This window comes from Pseudomonas sp. B21-012, assembly GCF_024749305.1.
Lineage (GTDB): Bacteria > Pseudomonadota > Gammaproteobacteria > Pseudomonadales > Pseudomonadaceae > Aquipseudomonas.
Genome location: NZ_CP087197.1, coordinates 5,334,092 through 5,350,254 on the forward strand (window position 1 = coordinate 5,334,092; position 16,163 = coordinate 5,350,254).

Here is a 16,163-nt window from a genome sequence, read left to right on the forward strand (position 1 = left end):
CCCCCCTTAGAACACTGTGCAGAGAACTTCGCCGCCGACACCGGCAGCGCGCGCAGCACGATCAGTCATCACACCTTTGTTGGTGGAGACGATAGACACGCCCAGACCGCCACGTACTTTCGGCAGTTCTTCGACGGACTTGTACTGACGCAGGCCTGGACGACTTACGCGCTTGACTTCCTCGATGACCGGACGGCCTTCGAAGTATTTCAGCTCGATGGAAAGCGATGGTTTTACTTCGCTGCTGACTTGGTAGCCAGCGATGTAACCTTCATCTTTCAGAACTTTGGCTACCGCAACCTTCAGAGTCGACGAAGGCATGCTTACGACGGACTTTTCAGCCATCTGGGCATTACGGATGCGAGTTAGCATGTCCGCTAACGGGTCCTGCATACTCATGGGCTAGACGCTCCTGATACAAGAAAAATTAGCCTCTCGGCTACTACAGTCCCCTGAAATCGCCGGGCGTAAAAACCCGGGCTCAGGAGAGCCGGTCATTCTAGACAGTTCCCAGAAACGAAACAAGCCCCAGAAGGGGCTTGTTTCGTTGCAAGGTCACCGGTGGTCGGAAGATTGCTCCCCCGCCACCTGGACGCTGCCGGTACGTCTTACCAGCTGGCTTTAACCAGACCTGGAACGTCACCGCGCATTGCTGCTTCACGCAGCTTGTTACGGCCGAGGCCGAACTTGCGGTAAACGCCGTGTGGACGACCGGTGATGCGGCAACGGTTACGCAGGCGCGAGGCGCTGGCGTCACGTGGTTGCTTCTGCAGAGCTACGACAGCGGCAAAACGCTCTTCTGGAGTTGCTTCCAGGTTGACGATGGTCGCTTTCAGCTCGGCACGCTTCTTGGCGTACTTGGCAACAGTGAGCTGACGCTTCAGCTCACGGTTTTTCATGCTCTTCTTGGCCATTTTCCTACTCCAATCAGTTGCGGAACGGGAATTTGAAAGCACGCATCAGAGCGCGGCCTTCGTCATCGTTCTTGGCAGTGGTGGTCAGGGTAATGTCCAGACCGCGCAGAGCATCGATCTTGTCGTAGTCGATTTCCGGGAAGATGATCTGCTCTTTCACGCCCATGCTGTAGTTGCCACGACCGTCGAAGGACTTGGCATTCAGGCCGCGGAAGTCGCGAACCCGAGGCAGGGAGATCGCCAGCAGGCGGTCCAGGAATTCGTACATACGATCACGGCGCAGGGTAACTTTAACGCCGATCGGCCAGCCCTCACGGACTTTGAAGCCCGCGATGGATTTCCGAGCGAAAGTCACAACGGCTTTCTGACCGGTGATCTTCTCCAGGTCAGCAACAGCGTGTTCGATGACTTTTTTGTCGCCGACAGCTTCGCCCAGACCCATGTTCAGGGTGATCTTGGTAACGCGCGGAACTTCCATCACGTTCGCCAGCTTAAGTTCTTCCTTAAGCTTGGGAGCAATCTCGTTCCGGTAAATCTCTTTCAGTCGTGCCATGGTCTTCTACCTAGCAGTGTTCAAGCATCAACCGCTTTTTGGGTCGACTTGAAGACACGAATTTTTTTGCCGTCTTCTACTTTGAAACCAACGCGGTCAGCCTTGTTGGTTTCGCCGTTGAAAATGGCGACGTTGGAAGCGTGCAGTGGCGCTTCTTTCTCGACGATACCGCCCTGTACGCCCGACATCGGGTTAGGCTTGGTATGACGCTTCACCAGGTTGATCCCACCAACGACCAGACGGTCGTCAGCGAGAACCTTGAGCACCTTACCGCGCTTACCTTTGTCTTTGCCGGCGATCACGATGATCTCGTCGTCACGACGAATCTTTTGCATGTCGGATCTCCTTACAGCACTTCTGGGGCGAGCGAGACGATCTTCATGAACTTCTCAGTACGAAGTTCACGGGTCACTGGCCCAAAGATACGGGTGCCGATCGGCTCTTGCTTGTTGTTCAACAGAACAGCAGCATTGCCATCAAAGCGGATGATGGAGCCGTCAGCACGACGGACACCGTGGCGAGTGCGGACTACAACAGCAGTCATCACTTGGCCTTTCTTCACTTTACCGCGAGGAATTGCTTCCTTGACGGTTACCTTGATGATGTCACCGATGCCGGCGTAACGGCGGTGCGAACCGCCGAGAACCTTGATGCACATGACGCGACGAGCGCCGCTGTTATCGGCCACATCGAGCATGGATTGAGTCTGAATCATAAAATTTCTCCGACCCTTAGCCCTTAGACTTCAACAGCGCGTTCGAGAACTTCAACCAGTGCCCAGGACTTGGTCTTGGCCAGCGGACGGGTCTCACGGATGGAGACCTTGTCGCCGATATGGCACTGGTTGGTTTCGTCGTGCGCGTGCAGCTTAGTCGAACGCTTAACGTATTTACCGTAGATCGGGTGCTTTACGCGACGCTCGATCAGTACGGTGATGGTTTTGTCCATCTTGTCGCTGACGACACGGCCAGTCAGCGTACGGACGGTTTTTTCAGCTTCAGCCATGATCACTTACCTGCCTGCTGGTTGAGCACAGTTTTCACGCGAGCGATGTCACGCTTAACTTGCGAGAGCAGGTGCGACTGCCCCAACTGGCCAGTTGCTTTCTGCATACGCAGATTGAACTGGTCGCGCAGCAAGCCGAGCAGTTGCTCGTTCAGCTGCTGTGCTGATTTTTCACGAAGTTCATTCGCTTTCATCACATCACCGTCCGCTTAACAAAGGAGGTGGCGAGAGGCAGCTTTGCAGCCGCCAGGGCGAAAGCCTCACGCGCCAGCTCTTCAGAAACACCCTCGATCTCGTACAGGACTTTGCCTGGCTGGATCTGGGCAACCCAGTACTCCACGGAACCTTTACCTTTACCCATCCGCACTTCGAGAGGCTTCTTGGAGATCGGCTTGTCCGGGAACACACGGATCCAGATTTTACCGCCACGTTTTACGTGACGGGTCAGAGCACGACGTGCCGACTCAATCTGGCGGGCGGTGAGACGACCGCGAGCAACAGCTTTCAGAGCAAACTCGCCGAAGCTGACTTTGCTACCGCGCAGTGCCAGACCACGGTTGTGGCCAGTCATCTGCTTGCGGAATTTTGTACGCTTTGGTTGCAACATTTGGCGTACCCCTTACTTAGCAGCTTTTTTACGAGGCGCTGGTGCTTGTGGTTTCAGTTCTTCTTGGCGACCACCAATTACTTCGCCTTTGAAAATCCAAACCTTCACACCGATCACACCGTAAGTGGTGTGAGCTTCGTAGGTGGCATAGTCGATATCGGCACGCAGGGTGTGCAGCGGCACACGACCTTCGCGATACCATTCAGTACGTGCGATTTCAGCACCGCCGAGACGACCGCTCACTTGGATCTTGATGCCTTTGGCACCAATGCGCATGGCGTTCTGTACGGCGCGCTTCATGGCGCGACGGAACATCACACGACGCTCCAGCTGCTGAGCTACGCTCTGAGCTACCAGCATACCGTCGAGTTCCGGCTTGCGGATCTCTTCGATGTTGATGTGCACAGGCACACCCATTTGCTTGGTCAGGTCCTGACGCAGTTTCTCAACATCTTCACCTTTCTTCCCGATAACGATACCTGGACGAGCGGTGTGGATGGTGATGCGTGCAGTTTGGGCCGGACGATGGATATCGATACGGCTAACGGACGCGCTTTTTAGTTTGTCTTGGAGGTACTCACGCACATTCAGATCTGCGAGCAAATAGTCCGCATAAGTCCGACCGTCTGCGTACCAGACGGAGGTGTGCTCCTTGACGATTCCCAGGCGAATGCCAGTGGGATGTACTTTCTGACCCATCTGATCGACTCCGTTACTTGTCCGCAACCTTGACAGTGATATGGCAAGACCGCTTGACGATGCGATCAGCGCGGCCTTTGGCACGCGGCATGATGCGCTTCAGCGAACGCCCTTCGTTGACGAAAACGGTGGAGACCTTCAGGTCATCAACGTCTGCGCCTTCGTTATGCTCGGCGTTGGCTACGGCCGACTCGAGGACTTTCTTCATGATTTCAGCGGCTTTTTTGCTGCTGAAAGCCAACAGGTTGAGCGCTTCGCCCACCTTCTTCCCGCGGATCTGGTCGGCGACCAAGCGGGCTTTCTGGGCGGAGATTCGAGCGCCCGACAACTTAGCGGCTACTTCCATTTCCTTACCCCTTAACGCTTGGCTTTCTTGTCAGCCACGTGCCCACGATAAGTGCGGGTACCGGCAAACTCGCCCAGTTTATGGCCGACCATGTCTTCGTTCACGAGAACTGGGACGTGTTGGCGACCGTTGTGTACCGCGATGGTCAGACCGACCATTTGTGGCAGGATCATGGAACGGCGCGACCAGGTCTTAACTGGTTTGCGATCGTTCTTTTCCGCCGCCACTTCGATCTTCTTCAGTAGGTGAAGATCGATAAAAGGACCTTTTTTCAGAGAACGTGGCACTGTCGTATCCCTCTATTTACTTGCGACGACGGACGATCATGTTGTCGGTACGCTTATTACCACGAGTCTTCGCGCCCTTAGTCGGGAAGCCCCATGGCGATACCGGATGACGACCACCGGAGGTACGACCTTCACCACCACCATGTGGGTGGTCAACCGGGTTCATGGCAACACCACGAACGGTTGGGCGAACGCCACGCCAGCGTTTGGCACCAGCTTTACCCAGCGAACGCAGGCTGTGCTCGGAGTTCGAGACTTCACCCAGGGTCGCACGGCATTCAGCCAGGACTTTACGCATTTCACCAGAGCGCAGACGCAGGGTCACATAGACACCTTCGCGAGCGATCAGCTGAGCCGAAGCACCAGCGGAACGAGCGATCTGTGCACCTTTGCCCGGCTTCAGTTCGATGCCGTGAATGGTGCTACCCACTGGGATGTTGCGCAGTTGCAGGGAGTTGCCTGGCTTGATTGGAGCCAGAGCGCCTGCGATCAGCTGGTCGCCAGCAGCAACGCCTTTAGGGGCGATGATGTAGCGGCGCTCGCCGTCTGCGTAGCACAGCAGTGCGATGTGAGCAGTACGGTTTGGATCGTATTCGATACGCTCGACAGTGGCGACGATGCCATCTTTGTCGTTGCGACGGAAATCGACCATACGGTAATGCTGCTTATGACCACCACCTACGTGACGAGTAGTGATACGGCCATTGTTGTTACGACCACCAGACTTCGATTTCTTCTCGAGCAGCGGTGCGTGAGGAGCGCCTTTATGCAGCTCCTTGTTGACCACCTTGACCACGAAACGGCGGCCAGGGGAAGTCGGTTTGCATTTAACGATTGCCATGATGCACCCCTTCCTTACTCAGCACTGCTGCTGAAATCGAGATCTTGGCCTGGCTGAAGCGAAACGATCGCTTTCTTCCAGTCATTGCGCTTGCCCAGACCACGTGCGGTACGCTTGGTTTTACCCAGAACGTTTACAGTCGACACGTTTTCGACTTTTACGCCGAACAGGCCTTCGACAGCTTTCTTGATTTCCAGCTTGGTTGCGTCAGTAGCAACCTTGAATACGAACTGGCCTTTTTTCTCAGCCAGAACGGTAGCCTTCTCGGAAACATGCGGGCCAAGGAGGACTTTAAATACGCGTTCCTGGTTCATCCCAGCAGCTCCTCGAATTTCTTCACGGCCGACACAGTGATCAACACTTTGTCGTATGCGATCAGACTGACCGGATCGGAACCCTGTACGTCACGTACATCGACGTGCGGCAGGTTACGAGCAGCCAGGTACAGGTTCTGATCAACAGCGTCCGAAACGATCAGAACGTCGCTCAGACCCATGCCGTTCAGCTTGTTCAGCAGGTCTTTGGTTTTCGGTGCTTCAACAGCGAAGTCCTGAACCACGACCAGACGGTCGGTACGCACCAGCTCAGCGAGGATGGAACGCATTGCTGCGCGATACATCTTCTTGTTGAGCTTCTGCGAGTGATCCTGAGGACGAGCTGCGAAAGTGGTACCGCCGCCACGCCAGATTGGGCTACGGATAGTACCGGCACGAGCACGGCCAGTGCCTTTCTGACGCCATGGGCGCTTACCGCCACCAGCAACGTCGGAACGGGTTTTCTGCTGCTTGGTGCCCTGACGGCCGCCGGCCATGTAGGCCACGACTGCTTGGTGTACCAGCGTCTCGTTGAATTCGCCGCCGAAAGTCAGTTCGGAAACTTCGATCGCTTGAGCGTCATTTACATTTAGTTGCATGTCAGCTTCCCCTTAACCGCGAGCCTTGGCAGCCGGACGCACAACCAGATCGCTGCCAGTTGCGCCTGGAACGGCACCCTTGACCAGCAACAGATTGCGTTCAGCGTCGACGCGCACTACTTCGAGGGACTGAACGGTCACGCGCTCGGCGCCCATGTGACCGGACATTTTTTTGCCCTTGAATACACGACCAGGAGTCTGGCACTGGCCGATAGAGCCCGGGACGCGGTGGGAGACGGAGTTACCGTGGGTGTTATCTTGACCGCGGAAATTCCAGCGCTTGATGGTACCGGCAAAGCCTTTACCCTTGGACTGGCCGGTAACGTCTACCAGCTGACCTGCAGCGAAGATTTCAGCGTTGATCGAATCACCGGCCTGGAACTCACCTTCTTCAAGGCGGAACTCCCAGACACCGCGACCCGCGGCAACGTTCGCCTTGGCGAAGTGACCTGCTTGAGCAGCAGTCACGCGCGAAGCGCGACGCTCACCGACAGTGACTTGCACTGCACGATAGCCATCGGTTTCTTCAGTTTTGAACTGGGTGACGCGATTCGGCTCGATCTCAATGACCGTGACCGGAATGGAGACACCTTCTTCGGTGAAAATACGGGTCATACCGCATTTACGACCGACTACACCAATAGTCATGTTGTAAACCTCATGAGTGTACGGGGCTTTCACCCGCTATGGCCGCCCATTTCAGAGCGTTACACGACTAAGACCGTGTCTTAGCCGAGGCTGATCTGCACTTCCACACCGGCCGCAAGATCAAGCTTCATAAGAGCATCAACGGTTTTATCCGTTGGCTGGACGATGTCCAGTACGCGCTTATGAGTACGGATCTCGTACTGGTCACGCGCGTCTTTGTTGACGTGCGGGGAGACCAGAACGGTGAACCGCTCTTTACGGGTAGGCAGTGGAATTGGACCACGCACTTGAGCACCAGTACGTTTCGCGGTTTCCACGATTTCCTGGGTGGATTGGTCGATCAGGCGATGGTCAAAAGCCTTCAACCTGATACGGATTTGCTGATTTTGCATTGGATTTCAGACTCCAGGCTGCTATTCCCACCGGGCGCACTACGCCCGTTAAAAGGAGGCGTGATTCTATAGAGGGCCCCACTGAGTGTCAACCCAATAAAAAAGCCCCCGCTGAGCGGGGGCCTTTTTAAGCGATCAACGATTACTCGATGATTTTGGCTACGACGCCGGCGCCGACGGTACGACCGCCTTCACGGATAGCGAAACGCAGACCGTCTTCCATCGCGATGGTTTTGATCAGGGTAACAGTCATCTGAATGTTGTCACCTGGCATTACCATTTCAACGCCTTCTGGCAGCTCGCAGTTACCAGTCACGTCAGTAGTACGGAAGTAGAACTGTGGACGGTAGCCTTTGAAGAACGGAGTGTGACGGCCGCCTTCTTCTTTGCTCAGAACGTAAACTTCTGCGGTGAACTTGGTGTGCGGCTTGACCGAACCTGGCTTGACCAGAACCTGGCCACGCTCAACGTCGTCACGCTTGGTGCCGCGCAGCAGCACGCCGCAGTTCTCGCCAGCACGACCTTCGTCCAGCAGCTTGCGGAACATCTCAACACCGGTGCAGGTGGTGGTGGTGGTGTCACGCAGACCAACGATTTCCAGGGCGTCTTGAACGCGGACGATACCACGCTCGATACGACCGGTAACAACGGTACCACGACCCGAGATCGAGAATACGTCTTCGATTGGCATCAGGAACGGCTTGTCGATAGCGCGCTCAGGCTCTGGGATGTAGCTGTCCAGAGTCTCAACCAGCTTCTTGACAGCGGTGGTGCCCATTTCGTTGTCGTCTTTGCCTTCCAGCGCCATACGAGCCGAACCGATGATGATCGGGGTGTCGTCGCCTGGGAAGTCATAGGTGGACAGCAGGTCGCGAACTTCCATCTCGACCAGTTCCAGCAGCTCAGCGTCGTCTACCAGGTCAGCCTTGTTCAGGAAGACCACGATGTACGGAACGCCAACCTGACGGGACAGCAGGATGTGCTCACGGGTTTGTGGCATCGGACCATCGGCGGCCGAGCAAACCAGGATCGCGCCGTCCATCTGGGCAGCACCGGTGATCATGTTCTTCACGTAGTCAGCGTGACCTGGGCAGTCGACGTGAGCGTAGTGACGAATGTTCGAGTTGTACTCGACGTGTGCGGTGTTGATGGTGATACCGCGAGCTTTCTCTTCTGGAGCGCTGTCGATCTTGTCGAATTCGACGACGGCCGAACCGAAAACTTCGGAGCAGACGCGAGTCAGAGCTGCGGTCAGAGTGGTTTTACCGTGGTCAACGTGACCGATGGTGCCAACGTTGACGTGCGGAAGGGAACGATCAAATTTTTCTTTAGCCACGACAGTGAACCTCTTGCCTAAAGGGCTGGATTAGCCTTGTTTTTTAACGAGTGCTTCGACGATATTCGACGGAGCTTCGGCGTATTTGGAGAATTCCATGGAGTAGCTCGCGCGACCCTGAGACATGGAACGAACGTCGGTCGCATAACCGAACATTTCTCCGAGCGGAACTTCAGCACGGACAACCTTGCCGGACACCGAATCTTCCATACCCTGGATCAGACCACGACGACGGTTCAGGTCACCCATCACGTCACCCATGTAGTCCTCAGGGGTCACAACTTCTACCTTCATGATCGGCTCAAGCACTTTACCGCCGCCTTTGGCTGCGAGTTGCTTGGTCGCCATGGAGGCCGCCACCTTGAACGCCATCTCGTTGGAGTCGACGTCGTGGTAGGAACCATCAAACACGGTAGCCTTCAGGCCGATCAGCGGATAGCCGGCAACGATGCCGTTCTTCATCTGCTCTTCGATACCCTTCTGGATCGCCGGGATGTATTCCTTAGGAACCACACCACCTACAACCTCGTTGGTGAATTCCAGGCCTTCGGTGATGTTGCCTTGTGCGTCCACTGTTGGCTGCGAGAAGCGAATCCAGCAGTGACCGAACTGACCGCGACCACCGGACTGACGAACGAACTTACCTTCGATCTCGACGTTGTCCTTGGTGATCTGCTCGCGGTACGAAACCTGTGGCTTACCAATGTTGGCTTCGACGTTGAACTCGCGCTTCATGCGGTCAACGAGGATGTCCAGGTGAAGCTCACCCATACCGGAGATGATGGTCTGGCCGGTTTCTTCGTCGGTTTTGACGCGGAACGACGGGTCTTCCTGAGCCAGCTTGCCCAGTGCGATACCCATCTTTTCCTGGTCTTGCTTGGTCTTCGGCTCAACAGCTACCGAGATCACAGGCTCCGGGAAGTCCATACGCTCGAGGATGATCGGCTTGTCGGCGTTGCACAGGGTGTCACCGGTGGTGACGTCCTTCATGCCGATCAGAGCAGCGATGTCGCCTGCCAGTACTTCTTTGATTTCTTCACGCTGGTTGGCGTGCATCTGCACCATACGACCAACGCGCTCTTTCTTGCCCTTGACCGAGTTGATCACGGAGTCGCCGGACTGCAGCATACCCGAGTAAACGCGGACGAAGGTCAGAGTACCCACGAACGGGTCGGTGGCAATCTTGAACGCCAGAGCCGAGAACGGCTCGTTGTCGTCGGCATGACGCTCGTCGTAGTCGGCGTCAACCAGCTCTTCTTTCGGCTTCTCGATCAGATCAGGGTGGATACCCTTGATCGCCGGGATTTCGGTCGGAGCAGGCAGGAAGTCGATAACGGCGTCGAGAACCAGGGGAACGCCCTTGTTCTTGAACGACGAACCGCAGACAGCCGGAACGATCTCGCTGGCCAGGGTGCGCGCGCGCAGACCGGCTTTGATTTCTTCGACGGTCAGCTCACCTTCTTCAAGGTACTTGTTCATCAGCTCTTCGTTGGCTTCGGCAGCGGCTTCGACCATATTGGCGCGCCACTCTTCAGCCAGCTCCAGCATATCGGCAGGAATTTCTTCCTCGCGATAAGTGGTGCCTTTGTCGTCGTCGTTCCAGTAGATAGCCTTCATCTTGATCAGGTCGACCTGACCCTGGAAGTTATCTTCCGAACCGATGGCCAGCTGAACAGGAACCGGGGTGTGACCCAGACGGTTCTTGATCTGACCTACGACGCGCAGGAAGTTGGCACCGGCACGGTCCATCTTGTTCACGTAAACAACACGTGGAACGCCGTACTTGTTGGCTTGACGCCATACGGTTTCGGACTGTGGCTCAACGCCGGAAGTGCCGCAGAACACAACGACCGCGCCGTCGAGTACGCGCAGCGAACGTTCTACTTCAATGGTGAAGTCAACGTGGCCGGGGGTATCGATGACGTTTACGCGGTAGTTGTCATACTGGCCACGGGAACCCTGCCAGAAGGTGGTAACAGCAGCGGAGGTAATGGTAATACCCCGCTCCTGCTCCTGCACCATCCAGTCGGTGGTCGCGGCGCCGTCATGCACCTCGCCCATCTTGTGGCTCAGGCCTGTGTAGAACAGGATCCGCTCGGTAGTGGTAGTTTTGCCCGCGTCAACGTGCGCGCAAATACCGATGTTACGGTAGCGGTTGATTGGTGTAGTACGAGCCATAGAGCCCTCGCAAAAATAGTGATGCCAGAATTAGAAGCGGTAGTGCGAGAACGCTTTGTTGGCTTCGGCCATACGGTGTACGTCTTCACGCTTCTTGACTGCAGCACCTTTGCCTTCAGCAGCATCCAGCAGCTCGCCAGCCAGGCGCAGAGCCATGGACTTCTCGCCACGCTTGCGGGCGTAGTCTACCAACCAGCGCATTGCCAGGGCGTTACGACGGGATGGACGAACTTCAACAGGAACCTGGTAAGTGGCACCGCCAACACGGCGCGACTTAACTTCGACCAGCGGAGCGATGGCGTCGAGAGCTTTCTCGAAGATTTCCAGGGGATCGCTGTTCTTGCGTTCTTTAACCTTGTCCAGTGCACCGTAAACGATACGCTCGGCAACGGCTTTTTTGCCGCTTTCCATTACGTGGTTCATGAACTTGGCGAGGATCTGGCTTCCGTATTTTGGATCGTCCAGAATCTCACGCTTGGCTGCTACACGACGTCTTGGCATTGATAAGCCCTCAAACGGTCTTCAGGTTAGCCCGGGACAGTGCCCCTTAAGGGTGCGTGCCCGACCTTACTCTTATCGACTCAATAAAATTGATAACTGCAAACTGCGACAAACGGCCGATTACTTCGGACGCTTGGTACCGTACTTCGAACGACCTTGGTTACGACCTTTGACGCCGGAGGTATCCAGGGAGCCGCGAACGGTGTGGTAACGAACACCTGGCAAGTCTTTTACACGACCGCCACGGATCAGTACGACGCTGTGCTCTTGCAGGTTGTGGCCTTCACCGCCGATGTACGAGGAAACCTCGAAACCGTTGGTCAGACGCACACGGCAAACTTTACGCAGTGCCGAGTTAGGTTTTTTCGGCGTGGTGGTGTACACACGGGTGCACACGCCACGACGTTGCGGGCAGTTCTGCAGCGCAGGAACGTCGGATTTCTCGACGATACGCTTACGCGGCTGACGTACCAGCTGGTTGATAGTTGCCATCTACTAGCTCCACTGTTGTCTTGCGACGCTATTGTCTTGCAAGAAAAGCAAAAATTGGCAGGACGGAGTCCCACCAAATTTAGGGGTACAAGAGTCTAAAGAGGATCTTGCCCCCAGTCAAGACAAGGCCCCGGCCCTCCCCTTCCGGTCATCGGCAACAAATTATGTCGCCGATGGCCAAAACAGGTTTGCCGGGGCCCTATCCTACTTTCAGTTACCGCTGGAATTCAGCGCTTCGGTCAGTGCGGCTTCCACCTCACTGGCACTTACGCGCAGCGGTTTGTCGGCATCACGGCGACGCTTGCGCTCGCTGTGGTAGGCCAGACCGGTACCGGCCGGGATCAGACGACCCACGACCACGTTTTCTTTCAGGCCGCGCAGGTAATCGCGCTTGCCGGTTACCGCCGCTTCGGTCAGTACGCGGGTGGTTTCCTGGAAGGAAGCCGCCGAGATGAACGATTCGGTGGACAGCGAGGCCTTGGTGATACCCAGCAGTACGCGCGAGAACTTGGAGATGAACTTGTCATCTGCGCCGAGACGCTCGTTCTCTACCAGTACCTGGGTCAGTTCCATCTGGTCGCCCTTGATGAAGCTGGAATCGCCGGACTCGGTGATCTCAACTTTACGCAGCATCTGACGCAGGATGGTCTCGATGTGCTTGTCGTTGATCTTCACGCCTTGCAGACGGTAAACGTCCTGAATCTCGTTGACGATGTACTTGGCCAGCGCGCTTACACCCAGCAGACGCAGGATGTCGTGCGGATCGCTTGGACCGTCGGAGATAACTTCGCCGCGGTTAACCTGTTCGCCTTCGAAGACGTTCAGGTGACGCCACTTCGGAATCAGCTCTTCGTACGGATCGCTGCCATCGTTCGGGGTGATGACCAGACGGCGCTTGCCCTTGGTCTCTTTACCGAAGGCGATGGTGCCGCTGACTTCAGCCAGAATCGAGGCTTCTTTCGGACGACGGGCTTCGAACAAGTCGGCAACCCGTGGCAGACCACCGGTGATGTCACGGGTCTTCGACGTTTCTTGCGGGATACGCGCGATAACGTCACCGACGCCGATCTGGGCACCGTCAGCCACACCAACCAGGGCGTTCGCCGGCAGGAAGTACTGAGCCGGTACGTCGGTACCTGGCAGCAGCAGATCCTTGCCATTGGCGTCGACCATCTTGATTGCAGGGCGGATTTCCTTACCTGCAGCCGGACGGTCTTTGACGTCCAGAACCTCAATGTTGGTCAAACCAGTCAATTCGTCAGTCTGACGCTTGATGGTGATGCCTTCTTCCATGCCCACGAAGGTCACGGTACCTTTCATTTCGGTAACGATCGGGTGGGTGTGCGGGTCCCACTTGGCGACGATTGCGCCAGCGTCGACCTTGTCGCCTTCCTTCACGGAAATGACCGCACCGTAAGGCAGCTTGTAACGCTCACGCTCACGACCGAATTCGTCGGCAATCGCCAACTCACCGGAACGCGATACGGCAACCAGGTTACCGTCGGCACGCTCAACCTGTTTCAGGTTGTGCAGGCGAACCATACCGCCGTTCTTCACCTGGACGCTGTCGGCAGCCGAGGTCCGGCTTGCAGCACCACCGATGTGGAACGTACGCATGGTCAGCTGGGTACCCGGCTCACCGATCGACTGGGCAGCGATAACGCCGACAGCTTCACCGATGTTCACCTGGTGACCGCGAGCCAGGTCGCGACCGTAGCACTTGGCGCAGATGCCGTAGCGGGTTTCGCAACTGATCGGCGAACGCACGATCACTTCGTCGATACTGTTCAGCTCGATGAATTCGACCCACTTCTCGTCGACCAGGGTACCGGCCGGAACGATAACGTCGTCGGTGCCTGGCTTGAACACGTCACGGGCGATAACACGACCCAGTACACGCTCACCCAGTGGCTCTACAACGTCGCCGCCTTCAATGTGCGGCGTCATCAGCAGGCCTTGCTCGGTGCCGCAATCGATCTCGGTAACCACCAGATCCTGGGCAACGTCTACCAGACGACGAGTCAGGTAACCGGAGTTCGCGGTTTTCAACGCGGTATCCGCCAGACCCTTACGAGCACCGTGAGTCGAGATGAAGTACTGGAGCACGCTCAGACCTTCACGGAAGTTCGCGGTGATCGGCGTCTCGATGATCGAGCCGTCCGGCTTGGCCATCAGACCACGCATACCGGCCAGCTGACGAATCTGAGCTGCCGAACCCCGGGCACCGGAGTCAGCCATCATGTACATCGAGTTGAAGGACTCTTGCTCGACTTCGTCGCCGTTGCGGTCGATGACTTTCTCTTTCGAGAGGTTGGCCATCATCGCTTTGGAAACTTCGTCGTTCGCCTTGGACCACAAGTCGATGACTTTGTTGTACTTCTCGCCCTGGGTTACCAGGCCGGAGGCGTACTGGCTCTCGATCTCTTTCACTTCGTCGGTAGCGGTACCGATGATGCGGGCTTTTTCATCCGGGATAACGAAGTCGTTAACACCGATGGAAACGCCGGAGATGGTCGAGTAGGCAAAACCGGTGTACATCAGCTGGTCAGCGAAGATCACGGTCTCTTTCAGACCAACCACGCGGTAGCACTGGTTGATCAGCTTGGAGATCGCCTTTTTCTTCATTGGCTGGTTGACCACGTCGTACGACAGACCTGGTGGTACAACCTGGAACAGCAGCGCACGGCCGACAGTAGTGTCGACGATACGGGTGTTCTTGACGCTGCCGCCATCACGATCGTTTACGGTTTCGTTGATACGAACCTTGATCTTGGCGTGCAGGGCAGCTTCGCCGGCGCGGAATACGCGGTCGACTTCCTGCAGGTCGGCGAACACGCGACCTTCGCCCTTGGCGTTGATGGCTTCACGGGTCATGTAGTACAGACCCAGTACAACGTCCTGCGACGGAACGATGATTGGCTCACCGTTGGCTGGCGACAGAATGTTGTTGGTCGACATCATCAGCGCGCGCGCTTCGAGCTGGGCTTCCAGCGTCAGCGGCACGTGAACGGCCATTTGGTCACCGTCGAAGTCGGCGTTGTACGCAGCACAGACCAGCGGGTGCAGCTGGATAGCCTTACCTTCGATCAGTACCGGTTCAAAGGCCTGGATACCCAGACGGTGAAGGGTCGGCGCACGGTTGAGCAGTACGGGGTGTTCGCGAATCACTTCGGCGAGAACGTCCCAGACCTCTGGCAGCTCGCGCTCGACCATCTTCTTGGCGGCCTTGATGGTGGTCGCCAGACCACGCATTTCCAGCTTGCCGAAAATGAACGGCTTGAACAGCTCGAGAGCCATTTTCTTCGGCAGACCGCACTGGTGCAGACGCAGGGTCGGACCTACGGTAATTACCGAACGGCCGGAGTAGTCAACGCGCTTACCGAGCAAGTTCTGACGGAAACGACCTTGCTTACCCTTGATCATGTCGGCCAGGGATTTCAGAGGACGCTTGTTCGAGCCGGTGATGGCACGACCGCGACGGCCGTTATCCAGCAAGGCGTCGACCGCTTCCTGCAGCATGCGCTTTTCGTTGCGCACGATGATGTCCGGCGCGGACAGGTCGAGCAGGCGCTTCAGACGGTTGTTACGGTTGATCACCCGACGATACAGGTCGTTCAGGTCGGAAGTCGCGAAGCGACCGCCATCCAGCGGAACCAGTGGACGCAGGTCTGGCGGCAGAACCGGCAGAACGGTCAGGACCATCCACTCAGGCAGGTTGCCCGAGCCCTGGAAGGCTTCCATCAGTTTCAGACGCTTGGACAGCTTCTTGATCTTGGTTTCCGAGTTGGTCTGCGGAATCTCTTCGCGCAGGCGACCGATCTCGTGCTCCAGGTCGATAGCGTGCAGCAGCTCGCGGACAGCCTCGGCACCCATGCGGGCGTCGAAGTCGTCACCGAACTCTTCCAGCGCTTCGAAGTACTGCTCGTCGTTGAGCAGCTGGCCTTTTTCCAGGGTGGTCATGCCCGGGTCGATAACGACATAGCTCTCGAAGTAGAGAACGCGCTCGATATCACGCAGGGTCATGTCCATCAGCAGGCCGATACGGGACGGCAGCGACTTCAGGAACCAGATGTGGGCAACCGGCGAAGCCAGTTCGATGTGCGCCATGCGCTCACGACGAACCTTGGCCAGGGCGACTTCAACGCCGCACTTCTCGCAGATCACGCCGCGGTGTTTCAGGCGCTTGTACTTACCGCACAGGCACTCGTAGTCCTTGACTGGGCCAAAGATCTTGGCGCAGAACAGGCCGTCACGCTCAGGTTTGAACGTACGGTAGTTGATGGTTTCCGGCTTTTTAACTTCACCGAACGACCACGAACGGATCATCTCAGGCGAGGCCAATCCGATACGGATGGCGTCGAACTCTTCGACTTGACCCTGGTTTTTCAGCAAATTCAGTAGGTCTTTCAAGGCCTTTCCTCCTGGCGGAGCAGGGAGCGGGCTTTTCAGCC

21 protein-coding genes are annotated in these 16,163 nt (G+C 56.5%); all 21 read right to left on the minus strand.

Features of this window, described 5'->3' with window-relative positions:
• Positions 1-6 precede the first annotated feature (6 nt).
• The 21 genes from rpsH to rpoC all read right to left on the minus strand — a co-directional run bounded on the left by rpsH (position 7) and on the right by rpoC (position 16,122).
• Positions 7-399 (minus strand): 30S ribosomal protein S8, encoded by a 393-nt coding sequence (gene rpsH / locus LOY37_RS24500; protein ID WP_010220313.1) that lies wholly within the window; start codon positions 397-399, stop codon positions 7-9.
• 209 nt (positions 400-608) lie between these two features.
• On the minus strand, positions 609-914 hold the full coding sequence (gene rpsN, locus LOY37_RS24505; RefSeq protein WP_010220312.1) for a 30S ribosomal protein S14: 306 nt from the start codon (positions 912-914) through the stop codon (positions 609-611).
• 13 nt (positions 915-927) lie between these two features.
• Entirely contained in the window at positions 928-1,467 is a 540-nt protein-coding gene (rplE, locus tag LOY37_RS24510) for a 50S ribosomal protein L5 (RefSeq protein WP_010220311.1), read from the minus strand.
• Positions 1,468-1,487: 20 nt separating this feature from the next.
• Entirely contained in the window at positions 1,488-1,802 is a 315-nt protein-coding gene (gene rplX, locus LOY37_RS24515) for a 50S ribosomal protein L24 (RefSeq protein ID WP_009397501.1), read from the minus strand.
• A gap of 11 nt (positions 1,803-1,813) precedes the next feature.
• Entirely contained in the window at positions 1,814-2,182 is a 369-nt protein-coding gene (gene rplN, locus LOY37_RS24520) for a 50S ribosomal protein L14 (RefSeq protein ID WP_002555479.1), read from the minus strand.
• A 23-nt stretch (positions 2,183-2,205) separates the two neighbouring features.
• On the minus strand, positions 2,206-2,472 hold the full coding sequence (gene rpsQ / locus LOY37_RS24525; RefSeq protein WP_008374160.1) for a 30S ribosomal protein S17: 267 nt from the start codon (positions 2,470-2,472) through the stop codon (positions 2,206-2,208).
• A gap of 2 nt (positions 2,473-2,474) precedes the next feature.
• The gene (gene rpmC / locus LOY37_RS24530) at positions 2,475-2,666 is read right to left on the minus strand and encodes a 50S ribosomal protein L29 (protein WP_002555481.1); all 192 of its coding nucleotides are present in this window, start codon (positions 2,664-2,666) and stop codon (positions 2,475-2,477) included.
• The gene (gene rplP, locus LOY37_RS24535) at positions 2,666-3,079 is read right to left on the minus strand and encodes a 50S ribosomal protein L16 (RefSeq protein ID WP_003255479.1); all 414 of its coding nucleotides are present in this window, start codon (positions 3,077-3,079) and stop codon (positions 2,666-2,668) included. Before rplP ends, rpmC begins: the two co-directional genes overlap by 1 nt.
• Before the next feature lie 12 nt (positions 3,080-3,091).
• Positions 3,092-3,778, minus strand: coding sequence for a 30S ribosomal protein S3 (rpsC, locus tag LOY37_RS24540; RefSeq protein WP_010220308.1), 687 nt, complete (start codon positions 3,776-3,778; stop codon positions 3,092-3,094).
• A gap of 13 nt (positions 3,779-3,791) precedes the next feature.
• Positions 3,792-4,124: a 50S ribosomal protein L22 gene (gene rplV / locus LOY37_RS24545; RefSeq protein WP_003103908.1), complete on the minus strand. Its 333-nt coding sequence runs from the start codon at positions 4,122-4,124 to the stop codon at positions 3,792-3,794.
• An 11-nt stretch (positions 4,125-4,135) separates the two neighbouring features.
• Positions 4,136-4,411 carry a 30S ribosomal protein S19 gene (gene rpsS, locus LOY37_RS24550; RefSeq protein WP_002555486.1) on the minus strand — a complete coding sequence of 92 codons (276 nt, stop codon included), beginning with the start codon at positions 4,409-4,411 and terminating at the stop codon, positions 4,136-4,138.
• Between the two features lie 16 nt (positions 4,412-4,427).
• Positions 4,428-5,252: a 50S ribosomal protein L2 gene (gene rplB / locus LOY37_RS24555; RefSeq protein WP_038606161.1), complete on the minus strand. Its 825-nt coding sequence runs from the start codon at positions 5,250-5,252 to the stop codon at positions 4,428-4,430.
• A gap of 14 nt (positions 5,253-5,266) precedes the next feature.
• On the minus strand, positions 5,267-5,566 hold the full coding sequence (rplW, locus tag LOY37_RS24560) for a 50S ribosomal protein L23 (RefSeq protein ID WP_010220306.1): 300 nt from the start codon (positions 5,564-5,566) through the stop codon (positions 5,267-5,269).
• Positions 5,563-6,165, minus strand: coding sequence for a 50S ribosomal protein L4 (gene rplD / locus LOY37_RS24565; RefSeq protein ID WP_010220305.1), 603 nt, complete (start codon positions 6,163-6,165; stop codon positions 5,563-5,565). The genes rplW and rplD overlap by 4 nt, the downstream gene beginning before the upstream one ends.
• Before the next feature lie 12 nt (positions 6,166-6,177).
• Entirely contained in the window at positions 6,178-6,813 is a 636-nt protein-coding gene (rplC, locus tag LOY37_RS24570; protein ID WP_010220304.1) for a 50S ribosomal protein L3, read from the minus strand.
• Positions 6,814-6,893: 80 nt separating this feature from the next.
• Positions 6,894-7,205 carry a 30S ribosomal protein S10 gene (gene rpsJ / locus LOY37_RS24575; protein ID WP_003186070.1) on the minus strand — a complete coding sequence of 104 codons (312 nt, stop codon included), beginning with the start codon at positions 7,203-7,205 and terminating at the stop codon, positions 6,894-6,896.
• Between the two features lie 142 nt (positions 7,206-7,347).
• Positions 7,348-8,541: an elongation factor Tu gene (gene tuf, locus LOY37_RS24580; RefSeq protein ID WP_010220303.1), complete on the minus strand. Its 1,194-nt coding sequence runs from the start codon at positions 8,539-8,541 to the stop codon at positions 7,348-7,350.
• A gap of 30 nt (positions 8,542-8,571) precedes the next feature.
• Complete coding sequence (gene fusA / locus LOY37_RS24585) at positions 8,572-10,719, minus strand: elongation factor G (protein WP_045202252.1); 2,148 nt, start codon at positions 10,717-10,719, stop codon at positions 8,572-8,574.
• A gap of 30 nt (positions 10,720-10,749) precedes the next feature.
• Entirely contained in the window at positions 10,750-11,220 is a 471-nt protein-coding gene (gene rpsG / locus LOY37_RS24590; protein WP_008089143.1) for a 30S ribosomal protein S7, read from the minus strand.
• 120 nt (positions 11,221-11,340) lie between these two features.
• On the minus strand, positions 11,341-11,712 hold the full coding sequence (rpsL, locus tag LOY37_RS24595; protein WP_003186084.1) for a 30S ribosomal protein S12: 372 nt from the start codon (positions 11,710-11,712) through the stop codon (positions 11,341-11,343).
• 210 nt (positions 11,713-11,922) lie between these two features.
• Positions 11,923-16,122 (minus strand): DNA-directed RNA polymerase subunit beta', encoded by a 4,200-nt coding sequence (gene rpoC, locus LOY37_RS24600; protein WP_045202248.1) that lies wholly within the window; start codon positions 16,120-16,122, stop codon positions 11,923-11,925.
• Between the last annotated feature and the right edge of the window lie 41 nt (positions 16,123-16,163).

What these genes read in the sequence shown, in the direction of transcription:
- rplD (WP_010220305.1), bottom strand. Translation starts at nt 6,165, where the DNA reads ATGCAACTAAATGTAAATGACGCTCAAGCGATCGAAGTTTCCGAACTG.
- rplX (WP_009397501.1), bottom strand. Translation starts at nt 1,802, where the DNA reads ATGCAAAAGATTCGTCGTGACGACGAGATCATCGTGATCGCCGGCAAA.
- rpsH (WP_010220313.1), bottom strand. Translation starts at nt 399, where the DNA reads ATGAGTATGCAGGACCCGTTAGCGGACATGCTAACTCGCATCCGTAAT.
- rplP (WP_003255479.1), bottom strand. Translation starts at nt 3,079, where the DNA reads ATGTTGCAACCAAAGCGTACAAAATTCCGCAAGCAGATGACTGGCCAC.
- rplE (WP_010220311.1), bottom strand. Translation starts at nt 1,467, where the DNA reads ATGGCACGACTGAAAGAGATTTACCGGAACGAGATTGCTCCCAAGCTT.
- rpsC (WP_010220308.1), bottom strand. Translation starts at nt 3,778, where the DNA reads ATGGGTCAGAAAGTACATCCCACTGGCATTCGCCTGGGAATCGTCAAG.
- rpsG (WP_008089143.1), bottom strand. Translation starts at nt 11,220, where the DNA reads ATGCCAAGACGTCGTGTAGCAGCCAAGCGTGAGATTCTGGACGATCCA.
- fusA (WP_045202252.1), bottom strand. Translation starts at nt 10,719, where the DNA reads ATGGCTCGTACTACACCAATCAACCGCTACCGTAACATCGGTATTTGC.
- rplV (WP_003103908.1), bottom strand. Translation starts at nt 4,124, where the DNA reads ATGGAAGTAGCCGCTAAGTTGTCGGGCGCTCGAATCTCCGCCCAGAAA.
- rplB (WP_038606161.1), bottom strand. Translation starts at nt 5,252, where the DNA reads ATGGCAATCGTTAAATGCAAACCGACTTCCCCTGGCCGCCGTTTCGTG.
- rplW (WP_010220306.1), bottom strand. Translation starts at nt 5,566, where the DNA reads ATGAACCAGGAACGCGTATTTAAAGTCCTCCTTGGCCCGCATGTTTCC.
- rpsJ (WP_003186070.1), bottom strand. Translation starts at nt 7,205, where the DNA reads ATGCAAAATCAGCAAATCCGTATCAGGTTGAAGGCTTTTGACCATCGC.
- rpsL (WP_003186084.1), bottom strand. Translation starts at nt 11,712, where the DNA reads ATGGCAACTATCAACCAGCTGGTACGTCAGCCGCGTAAGCGTATCGTC.
- rpsQ (WP_008374160.1), bottom strand. Translation starts at nt 2,472, where the DNA reads ATGGCTGAAGCTGAAAAAACCGTCCGTACGCTGACTGGCCGTGTCGTC.
- rplN (WP_002555479.1), bottom strand. Translation starts at nt 2,182, where the DNA reads ATGATTCAGACTCAATCCATGCTCGATGTGGCCGATAACAGCGGCGCT.
- rplC (WP_010220304.1), bottom strand. Translation starts at nt 6,813, where the DNA reads ATGACTATTGGTGTAGTCGGTCGTAAATGCGGTATGACCCGTATTTTC.
- rpsN (WP_010220312.1), bottom strand. Translation starts at nt 914, where the DNA reads ATGGCCAAGAAGAGCATGAAAAACCGTGAGCTGAAGCGTCAGCTCACT.
- rpmC (WP_002555481.1), bottom strand. Translation starts at nt 2,666, where the DNA reads ATGAAAGCGAATGAACTTCGTGAAAAATCAGCACAGCAGCTGAACGAG.